Genomic DNA, 17083 nt, shown 5'->3' with positions numbered 1-17083 from the left:
CCTCGGGTTCCTCGACATGGGGAAGGAGCCGCCGGTCGTGGGGCCGGCGGGCGGCGCCGCGGCGCCGTCGACAGCCACCCTCCAGAAGTGGCAGTACTGCCAAAAGGCAGAAGTGCAAACTTCATGTGGCCAGTTGACGACGGTTCGGAACGTGCCTTGAGCGGCCCCTGCCACGCGTGGTTCTGTACACCCGACGACAACCAGGACGCCCGGCGGCGAACACCGGGCGGCGAGCAGGAGCGGGAGACCCATGCAGCCCCAGGGGGACGCGGCCGACACCACCACCGAGACAGGTCTGCGCGACCGCAAGAAGGCGCGCACCCGCCAGGCGATCCGCGCCGCCGGCCTCGACCTGTACGAGGAACAGGGCTTCGAACGCACCACCGTCGACCAGATCTGCCGCCGCGCCGACGTCGCCCACCGCACGTTCTTCCGCTACTACGCCAGCAAGGAAGCCCTGCTGTTCGGCGCCGACTTCGGCGAGGCCGTCCTCGACGCGTTCGCCGCCGCACCCGCCGAACTCGACCTCTGGGACGCCCTCCTGCACGCCGCCGACGGCACCGACGGCACCCTGGAGGAACCCACCGAGCTCACCGCCCGCCGCCGCGCCCTGCGCCGGCGCTTCATCGGCATCCGCACCGTGCACGACCACGCCGTGCTGCTCACCGACGGGCTGGTGCGGCGCACCGTCGAGATCGCCACCGCCCGGCTCGGCACCGACCCCGGCAGCGACCTGCGGGCGCACGCGCTCGGCGCGGTCCTCGGCGCGATCACCCGCCGCCGCGTCGTCGAAGGACTGGAGGACGACACCATGGACGCTTGGTGGGACGCCTTCCGCCAGGTGACGCCGCCGGGCCCCGCCGACCCGCACTGACCCCCGCAACTCACGGCCCCGCCACGGCCGTTGGCCCGACGTTCACCCGGCCGTCGCTTGCGCGGCGGTCGACCGGCCGGATAGACATCAAGGCATCCGATGTCGCCTTCGAGCGTGCGGCCTTCCCGCACCCCCCGACATCCCCGCCCGGACCCCTCCGCGTCCGGCCGCCGCACCACCACCCCCCTCGCAGCGCGCACGTCGCCCCTGCACATCCGAGAGGACCCCGCATGTCCCTGGTCAACTTCCGCGACCCCGCGCACCGGACCGACCCCGACGCGGCCCTGCTGCGCCCCGGCGTCCTGCACCGCTCCGCCCAGCCGTTCCCCGCCGCCGACGCCGCCACCGTCGAGCAGCTGCGCGCCGCCGGCATCCGCACCGTCATAGACCTGCGCGCCGCCGCCGAGCGCACCCCCGCGGACTGGGCCGCCGTCACCGCCGCCGGCATCGACGTCGTCGAAGCCCCGATCGACCCCGTCTCGCCCGAACTGGAGGCGCGGATGGCGGAGATGACCACCGCCGCCGACCTCGGCGCGTTCTACCTGCTGATGGCCCAGACCGCGCCCGCCGGCGTCGTCGCCGCCGTGCGGGCCGCCGCCCGCCCCGGCGGCGTGCTGCTGCACTGCGCCGCCGGCAAGGACCGCACCGGCTTCGTCACCGCCCTGCTGCTCGACCTGCTCGGCGTGCCCGCCGAGCGCATCGTCGAGGACTACGCCCGCACCGGCGAGGCCCTGCCGCAGATCTGGGCCGGACTCGCCGAACGCCACCGCGCGGTCCTCAACGACGTCGAGAGCGGCGCGTTCAAGGTGCCCGCCCCGCTGCTGGAGGCCCCCGCCGGCGCGATGGCCGCCTTCCTCGACGCCGTCCGCGCCCGGCACGGCGGCGCCCGCGGCTTCCTGCTGGAACTCGGCGCCGACCCCGCCACCCTCGACGCGTTCCTCGCCAAGGCCGCGCCCGCCGCCGCCGGGGCGGTGCTCTGATGCCCACCCCGACCGCCCACCTGCGCCACACCGACGGCACGCCGTTCCGCGACCTCAACCACAACGGCACCATGGAGCCCTACGAGGACCCCAGGCTGCCCGTCGGGGAACGCGTCGAGGACCTGCTCGGCCGGATGACGCTCCCCGAGAAGGCCGCCCTGATGTGCCACGGCCGGATGATCACCGGCTCCGACCCGCGGCTGCCCGTCCCGCTGCCCACCGGGGCCGAACTGATCGCCGAGCGGGGCGTCACCCACTTCGCGATGATGGCCGTCCCCTCGCCGCGCACGATGGCCGAGTGGAACAACCACGTCCAGGACCTCGCCGCCGCCGGACGGCTCGGCATCCCCGTCACGCTGTCCTCCGACCCCCGGCACGGCTTCGCGTCCAACCCGGCCACCGCGCACGCCGGCGGCGGCTTCAGCGCCGGACCCGAGCCGATCGGCCTGGCCGCCACCGACGACCCGGCGCTGGTCGAGGAGTACGCCCGCCTCATCGGCCGCGAGCTGCGCGCCGTCGGCATCCGGGTCGCCATCCACCCGATGGCCGACCTCGCCACCGAGCCGCGCTGGGCCCGGATCAGCGGCACCTTCGGCGAGGACCCGCAGCGCGCCGCCCGCACCATCACCGCCTACATCCGCGGCCTGCAGGGCGACGTCCTCGGCAAGGACAGCGTCGCCTGCATGACCAAGCACTTCCCCGGCGGCGGCCCGCAGCACCGCGGCGAGGACTCGCACTTCGCGGCCGGCCGCCGACTGGTCTACCCCGGCGGTGCGTTCGAACAGCACCTGATCCCGTTCGAGGCCGCGTTCGCCGTCGGCACCGCGCAGATCATGCCCGCCTACGCGATCCCCTCCGGCACCGGGCTCGCCGAGGTCGGCGCCAACTTCAACCGGGACGTCATCACCGGCCTGCTGCGCGAGAAGTACGGCTTCGACGGCGTGATCTGCACCGACTTCAACGCCATCACCGGCATGGAGATCCCCGGCGTCGCCACCCTCCCGCCGCGCCACTGGGGCGTGGAGGAACTGACCGTCGCCGAACAGGTGGTGCTGACGATCGAGGCCGGCGCCGACCAGCTCGGCGGCGAGACCGACCCCGAACTGGTCCTCGCCGCCGTCCGCTCCGGCGCGGTGGGCGAGGAGCGCATCGACGCCTCCGCGCGCCGCATCCTGCGCGACAAGTTCCGCCTCGGCCTGTTCGACGACCCCTACGTCGACCCCGACGCCGCCGCCGCGCTGGTCGGCACGCCCGAGAGCCGCGCCCTGGGCCGCACCGTCCAGCGGCGCGCCCTGGTGCGGATCGCCGGGCAGCCGGTGGCCGGGCCGCGGCTGTACGTCGAGGGCATCGACCCGGCCGCCGCCGCCCGCCACGGCACCGTCGTGCCGCGCCCCGAGGACGCCGACGCCGCCGTGGTCCGGCTCCGGGCGCCGTACGAGCAGCGCGAGGGCCTGCTGGAGCGGTACTTCCACAGCGGCTCGCTGGACTTCCCGGCGGACGAGGCGCGGCGGCTGCGCGAGCTGGCCGACACCGTGCCCACCGTGTTCGCCGTGCACCTGGACCGGCCCGCCGTGCTCACCCCGCTCGCCGACCGGGCGGCGCTGCTGATCGGTGAGTTCGGCGCCGAGGACGACGTGCTGCTCGACGCGGCGCTCGGCCGGGCGGAGCTGCCGGGCGTGCTGCCGTTCGACCTGCCGTCCTCGACGGCCGCGGTCGAGGCCTCCCGGGAGGACGTGCCGTTCGACACCGCCGACCCGCTGTTCCGCTGCGGCCACCCGCACGCCACCCGGTCGTGAACCCCCCGCCCCCGCCGGGCCGTCAGGACGGGCGCCCCGGCGGGACCAGGCCGCACTGGTAGGCGAGGGCGACGAGCTGGGCGCGGTCGCGGACCTCCAGCTTGGACATCGCCCGGTGCACGTGGGTGCGGACGGTGAACGGGCTGACGAAGATCCGCTCGGCGATCTCCTCGTTGCTCAGGCCGGTCGCGGCCAGCGCCATCACCTCGCGCTCGCGGGCGGTCAGCACCGCCAGCCGCTCCGCGCCGGCCGGGGCCCCGGCCGCCGGGCCGGGCTGGGCGAGGAACCGGTCGATCATCGCGCGGGTGGCGGCGGGCGACAGCAGGGCGTCGCCCGCCGCCACCGTGCGGATCGCGCCGAGCAGTTCGGCCGGCGCGGCGCCCTTGCCGAGGAAGCCGTCGGCGCCCGCGCGCAGGGCCTGGCCGATGTACTCGTCGATCTCGAAGGTGGTCAGGATGAGCACCCGGGTGCCGGACAGCTCCTCGTCGCCGCAGATCTCGGTGGTCGCGGCCAGGCCGTCGCCGCCGGGCATCCGGATGTCCATCAGCACCAGGTCGGGCCGGGTGGCGCGGGCCAGCTCGACCGCCTGGCGGCCGTTGGAGGCCTCGCCGACCACCTCCATGTCGTCCTCGGCGTCGATCAGCATGCGGAAGGCACCGCGCAGCAGGGCCTGGTCGTCGGCGAGCAGCACACGGATGGTCATCGGCGGGAGTCCTTGTCGTCCGGGTCGGGGGCGGGGGTGTCGCGGTTGCCGGTGCGCAGCGGCAGGTCGGCGGTGACCTGGAAGCCGCCGTCCGGCCGGCGCTCCGCGCTGAGCCGGCCGCCCACCGCCGACGCCCGCTCGCGCATGCCGATCAGGCCGAAGCCGCCCGGGGCGCCCGTGCGCGGGGCGGGCTGCGCGGTCGTCCGGCCGTTGGCGACGGACAGCGCGATCCGGCTGCCGGTCCAGGCGAGGACGACCTCGGCGTCCGCGCCGCGGGCGTGCTTGGCGACGTTGGTCAGCGCCTCCTGGACGATCCGGAAGGCCGTCAGGTCGACGCCGGGCGACAGCGGGCGCGGCTCGCCGGTGACGGTGAGCCGGACCGGCAGCCCCGCCTGCTCGAAGGCGTTGAGCAGGTCCGGCAGCCGGTCGAGGCCGGGCGCCGGCTCCAGCGGCGCGGGCTCCTCGGTCTGCCGCAGCAGGCCGACGGTGGCGCGCAGCTCCTGGAGGGCCGCGCCGGTCGCCTCGGTGAGGTGGCTGAGCACCTCGCGGGCCCGGTCCGGGTGCCGGTCCATCAGGTGGACGGCGATGCCGGCCTGGGCGTTGGCGAGGGCGATGTGGTGGGCGACCACGTCGTGCAGGTCGCGGGCGATCCGGATGCGCTCGTCGGCGACCCGGCGGCGGGCCTCCTCCTCGCGGGTGCGCTCCGCCCGCTCCGCGCGCCGCTCGATCGCGGCGAGCTGGGCCCGGCGGTTGCGGACCGAGTCGCCGAGCGCCGGGGGCAGCAGCACCCAGGCGAGGACGCCGATCCGCTCGCCGATCGGACCGGCCGGGCCGAAGACCAGCGCCGCCCCGGTGAGCAGCACGGCCGCGCCGACCGAGGCGCGCAGCGAGACGGCGCGCTCGGTGCGCACGGCCAGGCAGTAGAGCGCCGTCAGCAGTGGTCCGGACAGTGCGATGGTGAGCCGCAGCCCGGTCGCGGCGAGCGCGATCGTGCACGCCAGCGTCACGGCCACCACCGCCTGCGGGGCGCGGCGGTGCAGGAAGACGGCGGCCGTCGAGACGGTGGCGAGCACCAGGGTGAGGACGCCGGGCGCGGCGTGGTGCTGGTCCTGGTAGACCCCCTGGACCATGATCGCCACCAGCGCGACGCCGCCCGCCGCGTCCAGCAGCCGAGGGTGGTCGCGGCGCAGGCGCTGCCACAGGTCGGTCATCACGGGGCCCTGGTTCTCGGAGTTCGCGGGGGTTTCGAAGCGGGGGTTTCGAAGCGGGGGGTGCGGCGGCGGGGCCGCCCGGGCGGGCGGCCCCGCTCGTCCACGGTAACGTTCCGGGTCCGAACCACCGCCCGGGGAGGACGGCGGTTCGGACCCGGTCGGACGGCGGTCCGGCGCCGGTCAGACGGTCGAGGGCTGGCGCTCCGCGGCCGGCTCGGCGTCCGCGGACTGCAGCTTGGCGCCCTCGACGTCGACGTCCGGGAGGATCCGGTCGAGGCTCTTCGGCAGCCACCAGGCGCGGCGGCCGAGCAGCGCCAGCACCGCCGGGACGAGCGCCATCCGCACCACGAAGGCGTCGAAGGCGACGGCCGCGGCCAGGCCCAGGCCCATCATCTTGATCATCGGCTCGCTCATCCCGATGAAGCCGGCGAACACCGAGACCATGATCAGCGCGGCGGCGGTGACCACCCGGGCGTTGTGCCGGAACCCGGTGACGATCGCCTCCGAGGGGCTGCTGCCGTGCACGAAGTCCTCGCGGATCCGGGTGACCAGGAACACCTCGTAGTCCATGGCCAGGCCGAACACCACGCCGACCATGAAGATCGGCATCATGCTCATCACCGGACCGGTCTGGTCGACGCCGATCAGGTCGGCCAGCCAGCCCCACTGGAACACCGCGACGACGGCGCCCAGCGCGGCGGCCACCGAGAACAGGAAGCCGAGCGCGGCCTTCACCGGCACCAGCACCGAGCGGAACACCAGCATCAGCAGGACGACCGCGAGGCCGACCACGATCGCGAGGTACGGCACCAGCGCGTCGGAGAGCTTCTGCGACACGTCGATGTTCATCGCCGTGGTGCCGGTGACCAGCACGCTCGCGCCGGTGGCGGACTTCAGGCCGGACGCGTCGTCGCGGATCGCCTGCACCAGGTCCTTGGTCTTCGCGTCGGCCGGGCCGGTCGCCGGGATCGCGTTGACCAGGGCGGTGTCCCCGGCCGGGTTGAACACCGGCGGGGTGACCGCGACCACGCCGGGCAGCCCGGTGACGGACTTGGCGACCTGCTCGGCGGCGGCCTTCGGGTCGGGCGCGCCCTTGGCGTCCACCACCAGCGTCAGCGGGCCGTTGAAGCCCGGGCCGAAGCCCTCGGACAGCAGGTCGTAGGCGCGGCGCTCGGTGGTCGAGGGCGACTTCGCCTCGTCACCGGGCAGGCCCAGGCGCAGGTCCGTCGCCGGGGCGGCGATCACACCGAGACCGATCACGCCGCCGATCAGCACCAGCAGCGGACGGCGCAGCACGAACCGCGCCCAGCGGGCGCCGCCGTTGTCCCCGGCGGCCCGGCGGGCGCCGCCCGCGGCCTTGCGCTCCTTGCGGGGCAGCACCTTGCGGCCGATGAAGCCGAGCAGCGCGGGCACCAGGGTCAGCGCCACCAGCACCGCGACGACGACCGTGCCGGCGGCGGCCAGGCCCATCTTGGACAGGATCGGGATGCCCACCACGGACAGGCCGGCCAGCGCGATCACCACGGTCAGACCGGCGAACACCACGGCCGAACCCGCCGTGCCGACGGCCCGTCCGGCCGCCTCGCGCGGGGCGCGGCCCTCGGAGAGCTCCGCGCGGTAGCGCGAGATGATGAACAGCGCGTAGTCGATGCCGACCGCCAGGCCCAGCATCATCGCCAGCGTGCCGGTGGTGGCCGACAGGCCCAGCGCGCTGCCGAGCGCGGTGATCAGCGCCATGCCGAGGCCGACGCCGACCACGGCCGTCAGCAGCGGCAGCCCCGCCGCGACCAGCGAACCGAAGGTGATCACCAGGACGACGGCGGACAGCGCCATGCCGATCGCCTCGCTGCTGCCGCCCTGCTCGCCGTGGCTGGCCAGCGCGGTGCCGCCCATCTCGACCTTCAGCCCGGCGTCCCGGCCGTGCTGCGCGGCCTGCTCCAGGGCGGCGGTGGCCTCCTCGGACAGCTCGCCGGCCTTGGCCGAGTAGGTGACGGTGGCGTACGCGGTGGTGCCGTCCTGGGAGACGGTGCGCGCCTGGAACGGGTCGACCGCGCCGGTCACCTCGGGGGCGTGCGACAGCTCGCCGACCGTCTTCTGCACGGCCTGCTGGTTCGGCTCCGCGGTGATCTTCTGGCCGTTCGGCGCGACGAACACGATGCGGGCCTGGGCGCCGTCCGCGTGGCCGCCGGGGAAGCGCTGGTTCATCAGGTCGAAGGCCTTCTGCGCCTCCGTGCCGGGTATCGCGAAGGCGTCGGCGGGCGGGGCGGGCGCCTTGGCCGCGAGCAATCCGCCGACGGCCAGCACGGCGACCCACAGCAGGGTCACCAGCTTGCGCCGGTCGAAGGCCCATCGGCCCATGCGGTACAGGAACGTGGCCACGGGGGAGCGGCCTCCTTCGGGGTTCGGTGCACGGTCGCGGAACACGCCACGGGCGGCACCGCGCACCGGTTCCGGCGCGGTCCGCCCGCAGCATGACCCATCCTTCGCCACCGCCCCCACCTGCGTCGTCGTCCCTGTGCAGACAGCTGTGTACTGCGTCCGCAGTACACCCGCCCGCCCGGCTCCTCCTCGGGTCGGGGAACGTGCGCCGCCCGTCGGTCGCGGGCCCGGGCGCCGGCCGGGCTCACGTCAGGGACTTGAGCACGTCCACCTCGCAGCCCGGTGCGAACGGGTCGAAGCCGCGCTCGGCCAGCCAGCGGATCGCCACCAGGCTGCGCAGCGACCACCAGGCGCGGATCACCTCGCGGTCGACGTCGAGGTCCGCGCCGTAGCCGGCCAGGACGTCGTCGAGGCGCTCCGGGTGGCCGAGCGTGAAGACGGCGAGGTCGTACAGGGCGTCGCCCCGGCCCGCCTCGGACCAGTCGATGATGCCCGTGACCTCCCCGCCGTCGAGGAAGACGTGCGCGATCTGCAGGTCGCCGTGGGTGAACGCCGGGGCCCACGGCCGGAACGCGACCTCCGCGACGCGGCGGCTGCGGGCGACCAGCCCGGCGGGCAGCAGGCCGCCGGCCACCAGCGCCGCGCACTCCCTGTCGAGCTCCGCCACCCGCTCGGCGACGCTCCGCCCGGCCCGGCCCCGCCAGGGCGGCGGCGGTGCGTCGTGCAGCCGCCGGATCGCCGCCCCCGCCGCGGCCCACGCCCCCGCCGACCCGTCCGCCGGCCCGCCGAGCCGCCCCAGCGTCGCCCCCGGCACCGCGGCCAGCGCCAGCACCGGCGGCCGGCGCCACAGCACCTCGGGCGTCGGGACGGGCGCCCGCGCCATCGCCGCCACCTCGACATCCACCCGCGCCCGGTCGGGGTCCACCTTCAGGAACACCTCACCGACCCGCAACGTCGCCCGCTCGGCATGGGCGACGACCACCTGGACCTCATCCATGGCCGACCAGTATCCCCGCGCGGGCCGCCGCCGTCGCCGGGTTTTCCCACGACCGCGCCGGTCCGGGCCCGGGCCGTGCGCGGGGCAGGCCTGTGCATCGAACGTCCATCGGGGGCCGTGAGGATGCGGTGCGCCCGGGGAGTTCCGGGCGGAGGAACCGCACCGGCCCTGTTCGCGGGGTCGCAGAAACTTGAGCGAGAACCATCATGGGTACCCGTCAACTTCCCGTCACCGTCGGCCTGGTGGCCGTTCTCGGCCTCACGCTGAGCGCGTGCGGCGACGACGCGGGCGAGACCGTCGCGGCGAAGGCCACCGCGCCGGTCGCGCCGTCCGCCGCGGCGAGCCCGGGGCAGCAGGCCGCGCCGGCGGCGTCCTCGTCGGCGGCCGGGCAGCCGAGCGCCCCCGCCAGTGCCGCGGCCGAGAACAAGGCGGGGGGCCAGAGCAGCGGCGGCGGCAGCCGCAAGTGCGCGGCGGCGGACCTGAAGGCGTCGATCGGGCCGGGCAGCGGGGCGCAGACGCCGGACGAGCAGGGCGCGCAGCAGATCGAGCTGACCAACCGTTCGAAGTCGACCTGCACCATGAAGGGCTACCCGGGCCTGGACCTGGTCGGCCCCAAGGGCACCTGGAGCCTGGCGCGCTTCCAGGCCGCGCAGCCGGAACTGGTCACCCTGCAGCCGGGCGGCACGGCGTACGTCGTCGTCGACTACCTGCCGGGCGACAGCGACGGCGAGTTCAAGGTCGACCGGATCGTGCTGACCCCGCCGGACGACACCTCGCAGCTGACCGTCCAGTGGACCGGCGCCAACCCGGCCGACCAGAGCGGCGCCACCCACCCCGTCACCTACGTCCGCCCGGTCTCCGCCAAGCCCTGACGCGGCGTCGAGGCGCTCCCCGGGTGCGGCGGGGAGCGCCTCCACGACCCCGGACGATCACCTGTCGGTGGCACGGGCTACGTTCCTCCCAGCTCGGAAACAGCAGCTGGGAGGGCATCGAACGTGGCATGGCTGACAGCGGGTGACTACCAGGTCACCCTGGAGCCGGACGGGTCGGTCGCGTGCCGCAACGCCGCCGGCCGCCGGTTGAAGACGGTGCCCCCGAAGCTCAAGGACGACCCGGCCGTGGTCGGGCTGCGCCGCCTCGCCGAGTGGCTGGCCGCGCACGAGCGGCAGTGCCTGGCCACCGTCGAGCGCTGGATGGTGCGTTCGCTGCCCGTCCCGGCGGCCGTGATCGTCGAGGTGTGGGCCGACGAGGCCTGGCGCTCGGTGCTGCGCGACCTGGTGGTGACGGGCGCCGACGGCTCCGTCGCCGGATTCCTGCGCGACGCCGCCCCCGGGCGCGGCCTCGGCGTGGTCGACCTGGACGGCGACACCGTCCGCCTGACCGACGCCGAGATCCGCATACCGCACCCCGTGCTGCTCGAAGACCTCGACGAACTGCGGGAGTTCGCCGTCGAACTCGACGTCGCCCAGCAGCTCCAGCAGCTGCACCGCGAGGTCTGGCACCGCCCCGCCGACCTCGACCCCGCCGCCACCCGGGTCGACACCTACGCCGGCGGCCGCTACAAGGAGCTGCGCGAACTGGTCGGCCGCTGCGCCCGCGCGGGCCACCGGGTCCGCGGCGGGTACGCGGTCGCGCCGCTGGTCGACGGCGGCCGCGCGCTGGAGGCCCGGGTCTGGGTCGGCGACTACTACGAGTACGACCAGTGCGAGACCGGCCCGTTGGGCTGGGCCGCCGCCGACGGGCGGCCGGTGCCGCTCGGCGAGGTCGGCCCGGTCGCCTGGTCCGAAGGCATGAGGATGGCCGCCGCGCTGTACGCGGGCCGCACGCTCGAAGAGGAGGCGTCGGCATGACGCAGCAGCACCACGACCACCTGCTCGACGCGGGCGCCGTCCTGCCCGTCGGCACGATCGCCGCCGTCGAGGGCGTCGACAGCACCACCGACACGCTCACCGCCCGCAGCTACCGGCACCCGGCACTGGACGGCCGCACCGTCGTCCGCCTGGTGCCCGCCGCGCTCGGCGAGGCCGAGGACCTCGCCGTCGACTTCCTCGGCCTCGCCCCCGCCGCCGAGCCCGCCGAGGTCGGCCAGGTCCGCCAGGAGGCCCTCGGCTTCCCCGCCTGGGCGCTGGTCAACGACCCCGCCAACGGCCACCACGCGCTCGCCGTGGTCAAGGAGATGGAGCACCTCGCCCGCCTCGTCAAGTCCAAGCCCGGCCACGCCAAGGACGGCTTCGACGAGCTCGCCGCCCGCCTCGGCCGCGCCGTCCCGCACTTCCTGCCCACCTACTGCGAACAGGTCGGCCGGATCTTCCTCGAACAGGGCAACCAGACCTACGCCGCGACCTACTTCGGCAAGGCCCGCGAAGCCGAACGCACCCACAGCCTGCCCGTCGACGAGGAACGGCTGCGCGCCGTCTTCCTGGAGTTCGCGCTCGGCGGCGCACTCACCGTCAAGGCCCTGCGCCAGTACGTGAAGGCCCTCGCCGGGCGGCTCGACGCGCACGCCGCGTGGCAGCGCTTCCGGCAGCTGTGCGCGGAGCGCTCCGCCGCCGGCATGCCCCCCTACGCGGGCATCGCCGAGGACGCCCGGCAGCTGATCCGGGCCGCCGGCCTGGAACGGCGGGAGCAGGAACAGCTGCTGATCGGCGAACTGCTCACCTCGCCCGCCGTCGGCCGCACCCCCGCCGCCGTGTGGACGGCCTGGCGCGCCGCCCTGGTCGACCTGGCCGGCCGGGACGCGAGCGTCCGCGCCCGGCTGCTGGAGATCCTGCCGACCCCCACCGGTGCCAAGGACGACGCCGCCACCGACAGCGACTGGCTGGCGCTGCTCCACGACACCGGCGCCGACCGGCTGCTCACTGACCCGCAGGCCGTCGGCCAGGAGCCCGCCGCCCGCTGGCTCCAGCGCTGGAACGCCCACCTCGACCGCGGCTGGCGCTCCCGCCCCGCCTGCGCCGCCACCCTCGACCTCGCCGCCCGGATGGCCGAGCGGCTGCGCACCGAGGCCGTCCCGGTCGAGCTCGCGCCGAGCCACCCCACGGCGCTCAACCTGCTCGACCTGCTGCTCGCCGAGCAGGTGCCGGTCGCCGACCCGGCCGAGCCGCCCGCCATCGACCTGGACAACTGGCTGGAGCACGGCGGCCCCGGCCGCCGCGACCTCGCGGCCGTCGCCGCCGACCCGCGCTTCCGCACCGCGTTGCGCGACGCCCTCCCCGCCGCCCGGCGCCTGCGGGAGACCGGCCCGGACGGCCTGCGCATGGCCGAATTCCCGGTCCTTCAGGCCCTGTTCGTCGAATGGGCCGAGCTGCGCGCCGACGAGGTGCGCGCCGCGACCGGCCTGTCCGGCGCCCACCGCCTGCTGACCGAGCTCGGCGCCGTCCGCCCCGCCCTCATCGAGACCAACCCGGCCGCCGCCGCCCGCATCGCCGGACTCGACACCGCCGCCCTGCTCGGACACACCCTGCGGGCCGGCATCCTCGACGAACTCGGCTGGCCCGCCCTGGAAGAGGCCCTGCACCGCCTGTCCGACGACGACGCCGACCCCGGCCGCGTCCCCGGCCGGACCAACCGCAGCGGCCTGCAGATCGAGGACGCCTGGCCCGCCCTGATCCTGGCCCGCCGCAACCGGGCCGTCGTGGTCGGCCCCGACGGCATCCTGCTGGAACACGAACTGCGCTGCCCCGCCGACCTGCCCCGCTGGTACAGCCCCAGGCTGCGCTACGTCGACGGCGAACTGCTGGTCGCCTGGCGGGAGTCCGACGGCCCGCGCGCCTACTGGTCCGGCCGCCCCGACCAGGTCTTCGTCCCCGGCGGCGAACCCCTCGACATCGGCTACTACGGCCCCCACAACCTCTCCTGGGCGTCCCTGCCGCTGCCCGGCGGCGGCCGCGCCACCGGCGGCCGCGTCCTGCACGCCGGCGACACCGTGCTGCCCGCCGAACGCCCCGTCATGAGCGACGGCACCGGCCACTGGACGTACCGGCGCGGCGCCCTGGTCGAGTACGACCCGCAGACCGGCGCGCTGGGCCGGGCCGCCGCACCGTTGCTGTTCGGCGCCGACCCCGACGCCACCGGCACCCTCCAGCCGCTGCAGTCCCGGCTGCTCCCGCTCCAGCCCGGCCTGGAGGCCACCCCGCTCGGCACCGACGGCGCCCTGCTCGGCGGCTGGGTGCGCACCGGCACCGACCGCGCCACCTACCACGGCGTCGACGGCCGCCGGGTCACCCTGGCCGCCACCGGCCCGCGCGACGACCGCCACCCCGCCGGCCGGCTCGACCTGCCCGGCGGCGCCGCCGTGAGCCTGACCGCCTCCGACCGCGGCATCGTGCTCGGCCCCGCCGACGGCACCACCGGCCCCGGCGACCAGCTCGCCGCCCTCACCACCTGCCACAGCGGCCAGCTGGACGCCGCCGGAACCGCCCTCGTCCCGCCCCTCGACCACTGGCACGCGCTGCGCCCCCGCGACGCGGCCGGCTCCGCGGCGCTGCGCGCCGTGACCGACGAGCAGGCCGCCCGACTCCTCGACGCCGCCTGGCCGGTGGACGCCGAGGACGCCGCACCGCCGGCCAAGCCCGAGCGGGTGCTGATCCAGGGCACCGTCCGGCAGATCGCGGGCAGCGCGGCCCGCGGCGCCGTCCCGCTCGCCGCCGCCGCCGAGGTGCTGCCCGCCGTCACCGACCCGCTGCTGCGGGCCGGCGTCGCCGGCCTCGCCCGGATCGCCACCTACACCGCGACGCTCGCCGCCCGCTTCGCGCCACTGCCCTCCGAACAGCCCGAGCCCGAGGAGCCGTTCGTCCCCGCCTGGCCCGAACACGGCCTGGACGGCGTGCTGTTCGAAGCGGTCCGGGGCGTCTTCGGCCACCTGGACGGCTTCGGCCGGACGTGGGACCGCAACCGCGGCCAGTCGCAGGTGCTCGCCTGCCTGCGGACCGTCTCCGACCTGCTGACCGCCGCACCGCCGCAGCCGCGGCCCACCGGCTGGACGATCGACCCCGCCCGCCTCCCCCTGCCGAAGAGCAGCGCCTACGGCGAGGGCTACCACGGCTGGCTCCACCTGCTCGGCCGCACCGCCCCTCTGGCGCTGGCCGCCCTCAACCCCGCCACCGGGGAAACCGCCCGCTCCGCCCTCCTGCTGCTGCTCGACGAACTGACCCGCGGCCCGCTCGCCGACCGCGCCGGCACCCTGCGCCAGGTCACCCTCGCCGAGGACGCCGGCAGCCAGGACCGCCAGAGCGCCCTCGTCTCCCGCCTCGGCCAGGTCCTGCGCGACGGCGACCGCACCGTGGTCGTGCTCGCCTGCCGCGGCTACGGGGCGCAGCTGCACTGGGAGGCGATCGAACACGACCCGTCCGGCACGTTCGGCGCCGTCGCCGACTTCACCGTCACCGAGGAACGCCGCATCCACGACGACCTGACGGCCGACTGGGTCGCCCGCTTCGCCGAGGGCCTCGACCGGCACGGCCCGGTCACCTGGCGGCCCGAACAGGTCGCCGCGTTCGACGCCGCCACCGGCATCGGCCGGGCCCGCGCCACCCTGCTCGTCGACTCGCCCGCCGAACTGTTCTCCTGGTCGAGCGACTTCCCGACCCCCGAACAGCTCGACCGGTACGCGCTCAGGTCCACCCAGGTCGACGCCGCCGCCCGCTGGCTGCGCGCCGCCGTCCGGCGCGCCGACTGGGACGCCACCCTGGCCGCCCTGCTCCCCGTCGACCCCGCGCAGCTGTGGACCACCGGACTGGCCACCGAGGCCGCCGCCGACCGCTGGCTCGAACGCCGGGGCCGGCTGCGGACCCTCCCCGACGAGGAGCAGACCGCCGTCACCGGCGCCAGCATCCTCGCCGTCGAGGCCGTGCTCAACCCGGCGGCCACCGCCTGGATCGCCCGCACCACCACCCAGCGCGTCCGCCTCACCGCGTACGGCCCCGACCTGGTCGCCGACGACCCCGCCGCCCTCCCCGACGCCCACCTCGCCGACGCGGTCGACGCCCTGCGCTGGCTCGCCCACCACCTGCCCTACGGCGACGCACTGCGCCCCGCGCTGCCCGAAGCGCTGGCCGCGATCCGCGCCCGCCTCGCCGACCCCGGCCTGCTGCTCGCCCTCGACCGGTACTCCACCGTCCGCGGGCAGCACCTCCCCGCCGTGCTGCGCAGCCGCTTCGGCCTGCCCGAACTCGACGGCGCGGCAAGCGAATCGGTGGCCTGCGGCGAGGCGATCCGGCTCACCTCCGGCCGCCACGGCGAAACCGCGTACCTGCGGCCCGCCGCGCTCACCGGCGCCGACGACCCGCTGTTCGACCTGCTCGCCGACCTGGTCGACGCGCCCAGCGTCCACCGCACGCTCACCGCGCTGCGCGCCCTGCTCGGCGACGACCTGACCCGGCTCGTCCAGCACGGCAGCGCCGCCGACGAACCCGCCGGCCGGCCGCAGGACCCGCTCCGCAGCGCCCCCGCCCTGGTCGCCGAGGCCGCCCGGACCCTCGGCCTCGGCGAGGACGCCGCCGCCCTCTACCTGCAACTGCTCGCCCTGCCCGACCCCACCGACCGCAGGACCGCCCTGCGGACCGGCTGGAAACCCGCCCGCCTCAAGCGCGCCCGGGCCGAACTCGCCGCCACCGACCTGGTGTTGGAGGCCAAGCGGTCGCGGGCCGGCCGCAGCCTGTTCCTGCCCGGCGGCTGGCAGGAAGCCAAATCGCCCGGCCTGCCCGTCGAGGTCTGGAAGGCCGGCCTGTACGAGCTCCCGGCCGACCGGCCGATCCTGCCGCACCTGCCGGCGCCCGACCTGTTCGCCCTCGCCTGGCAGCGCCACACCGCCGGCGACCGGCCCGGCTACGAACAGCTCACCACGCCCGCCCGTCGGCGAGGCCGCCGATGAGCACGCCGATCGGCGCGCCGAAGAGCGCGCAGCCGAGCACCCAGACCAGCACCCGGACGTCCGAGGAACCCGCCATGAGCACCGCGCCCGACCGGCAGCTCGTCCTGCCCGAGGACAAGCACGCCGCCGAACTCGCCTTCCTCGCCGCCCACGACAGCGGCCCCCGCCCGCCCGGCTGGCGGCTCACCCCGCGCGCCGTGGTCACCTTCGTGCTCGGCAGCGGCGGCGAGAAGCTCAAGTACGGCCGCCGCAGCCTCGCGATCGAACCGAAGTTCGTCGGCGACCGCGCCCTCGTCGAACGCTGCGTGGTCACCCTGGCGGGCGAACGCGGCCTGCTGCTGGTCGGCGAACCCGGCACCGCCAAGTCGATGCTCTCCGAACTGCTCGCCGCCGCCGTCTGCGGCAGCAGCGCCCTCACCGTCCAGGGCACCGCCGGCACCACCGAGGACCAGCTCAAGTACGGCTGGAACTACGCCCTGCTGCTCGCCAAGGGCCCCAGCCGCGAAGCGCTCGTGCCCTCGCCCGTCCTCACCGCCATGACCACCGGCGCCGTCGCCCGTGTCGAGGAGATCACCCGCTGCCTGCCCGAGGTCCAGGACGCCCTGGTCTCGCTGCTCTCCGAACGCCGCATCGCCGTCCCCGAACTCGCCGGCACCGACGACGCCCAGCTGCACGCCGCACCCGGCTTCACCCTGATCGCCACCGCCAACCTGCGCGACAAGGGCGTCTCCGAGATGTCCGCCGCGCTGAAGCGCCGCTTCAACTTCGAGACGGTCGGCCCGATCGGCGACCTGCACGCCGAGATCGACCTGGTCCGCCGCCAGTCCACCGCCGCCGTCGCCCGCGCCGGCGCGCCCTACGCCGTCGACGACACCGTCCTCGAAGCGCTCGTCACCGCCTTCCGCGACCTGCGCACCGGCCGCTCCGTCGAAGGCTGGGACGTCGAACGCCCCTCCACCGTCATGAGCACCGCCGAAGCCGTCTCCGTCGCCACCTCGCTCGGCGTCACCGCCGCCTACCTCGACGCCGGCGACACCCTCCGCCACCTCCCCGGCCAACTCCTCGGCGCCGTCCGCAAGGACGACCCCGCCGACACCGCCCGCCTGCTCGGCTACTGGGACGCCACCGTCCGCCGCCGCGCCGAACAGGGCTCCACCACCTGGCGCACCCTCTGGGACCTCCGCCCGGCCCTGGGGAGCTGACACCGGTGACCATCGCTGCCACGGCGCACCGGCCCGGTGACGACGAATGGGGAGCCGCTCCGGCGGGCGC

At 75.9% G+C, this 17083-nt stretch carries 11 protein-coding genes; 7 read left to right on the top strand and 4 right to left on the bottom strand.

All coding sequences use genetic code 11. The features are described 5' to 3' along the window. The first annotated feature begins 250 nt into the window (after positions 1-250). The 3 genes from ACWEMJ_RS12230 (at position 251) to ACWEMJ_RS12220 (ending at position 3650) form a co-directional block, all read left to right on the top strand. On the top strand, positions 251-874 hold the full coding sequence (locus ACWEMJ_RS12230; protein WP_452136927.1) for a TetR family transcriptional regulator: 624 nt from the start codon (positions 251-253) through the stop codon (positions 872-874). Positions 875-1104: 230 nt separating this feature from the next. Further along, a complete protein-coding gene (locus ACWEMJ_RS12225; RefSeq protein ID WP_452136926.1) occupies positions 1105-1854 on the top strand; it encodes a tyrosine-protein phosphatase in 750 nt (249 codons plus the stop codon). Continuing rightward, a complete protein-coding gene (locus tag ACWEMJ_RS12220; RefSeq protein ID WP_452136925.1) occupies positions 1854-3650 on the top strand; it encodes a glycoside hydrolase family 3 protein in 1797 nt (598 codons plus the stop codon). Before ACWEMJ_RS12225 ends, ACWEMJ_RS12220 begins: the two co-directional genes overlap by 1 nt. Before the next feature lie 22 nt (positions 3651-3672). Here the strand turns inward: ACWEMJ_RS12220 and ACWEMJ_RS12215 are convergent, their stop codons facing one another. The 4 genes from ACWEMJ_RS12215 to ACWEMJ_RS12200 form a co-directional block, all read right to left on the bottom strand. Continuing rightward, positions 3673-4353: a response regulator gene (locus ACWEMJ_RS12215; RefSeq protein ID WP_452136924.1), complete on the bottom strand. Its 681-nt coding sequence runs from the start codon at positions 4351-4353 to the stop codon at positions 3673-3675. Further along, positions 4350-5564: a sensor histidine kinase gene (locus ACWEMJ_RS12210; protein ID WP_452136923.1), complete on the bottom strand. Its 1215-nt coding sequence runs from the start codon at positions 5562-5564 to the stop codon at positions 4350-4352. The genes ACWEMJ_RS12215 and ACWEMJ_RS12210 overlap by 4 nt, the downstream gene beginning before the upstream one ends. Positions 5565-5744: 180 nt before the next feature. Then, positions 5745-7943 carry an MMPL family transporter gene (locus ACWEMJ_RS12205; protein WP_452136922.1) on the bottom strand — a complete coding sequence of 733 codons (2199 nt, stop codon included), beginning with the start codon at positions 7941-7943 and terminating at the stop codon, positions 5745-5747. Positions 7944-8187: 244 nt separating this feature from the next. Next, positions 8188-8940, bottom strand: a complete 753-nt coding sequence (locus tag ACWEMJ_RS12200) for a phosphotransferase family protein (RefSeq protein ID WP_452136921.1) — start codon at positions 8938-8940, stop codon at positions 8188-8190. A 206-nt stretch (positions 8941-9146) separates the two neighbouring features. Between ACWEMJ_RS12200 and ACWEMJ_RS12195 the strand changes: the two genes are divergently transcribed. From ACWEMJ_RS12195 to ACWEMJ_RS12180, 4 genes are all read left to right on the top strand, one after another. Then, positions 9147-9812, top strand: coding sequence for a DUF4232 domain-containing protein (locus tag ACWEMJ_RS12195; RefSeq protein WP_452136920.1), 666 nt, complete (start codon positions 9147-9149; stop codon positions 9810-9812). A 123-nt stretch (positions 9813-9935) separates the two neighbouring features. Beyond that, positions 9936-10790: a DUF4132 domain-containing protein gene (locus ACWEMJ_RS12190; protein ID WP_452136919.1), complete on the top strand. Its 855-nt coding sequence runs from the start codon at positions 9936-9938 to the stop codon at positions 10788-10790. After that, on the top strand, positions 10787-15811 hold the full coding sequence (locus ACWEMJ_RS12185) for a hypothetical protein (protein ID WP_452136918.1): 5025 nt from the start codon (positions 10787-10789) through the stop codon (positions 15809-15811). The genes ACWEMJ_RS12190 and ACWEMJ_RS12185 overlap by 4 nt, the downstream gene beginning before the upstream one ends. Before the next feature lie 74 nt (positions 15812-15885). Then, positions 15886-17013: an ATP-binding protein gene (locus tag ACWEMJ_RS12180; RefSeq protein WP_452136917.1), complete on the top strand. Its 1128-nt coding sequence runs from the start codon at positions 15886-15888 to the stop codon at positions 17011-17013. Positions 17014-17083: the final 70 nt, after the last annotated feature.

The sequence above is a fragment of the Kitasatospora sp. NPDC004531 genome (assembly GCF_053602195.1).
Note: the sequence above shows the minus strand (reverse complement) of the source record. Positions and strands in the feature narration are given on the sequence as shown.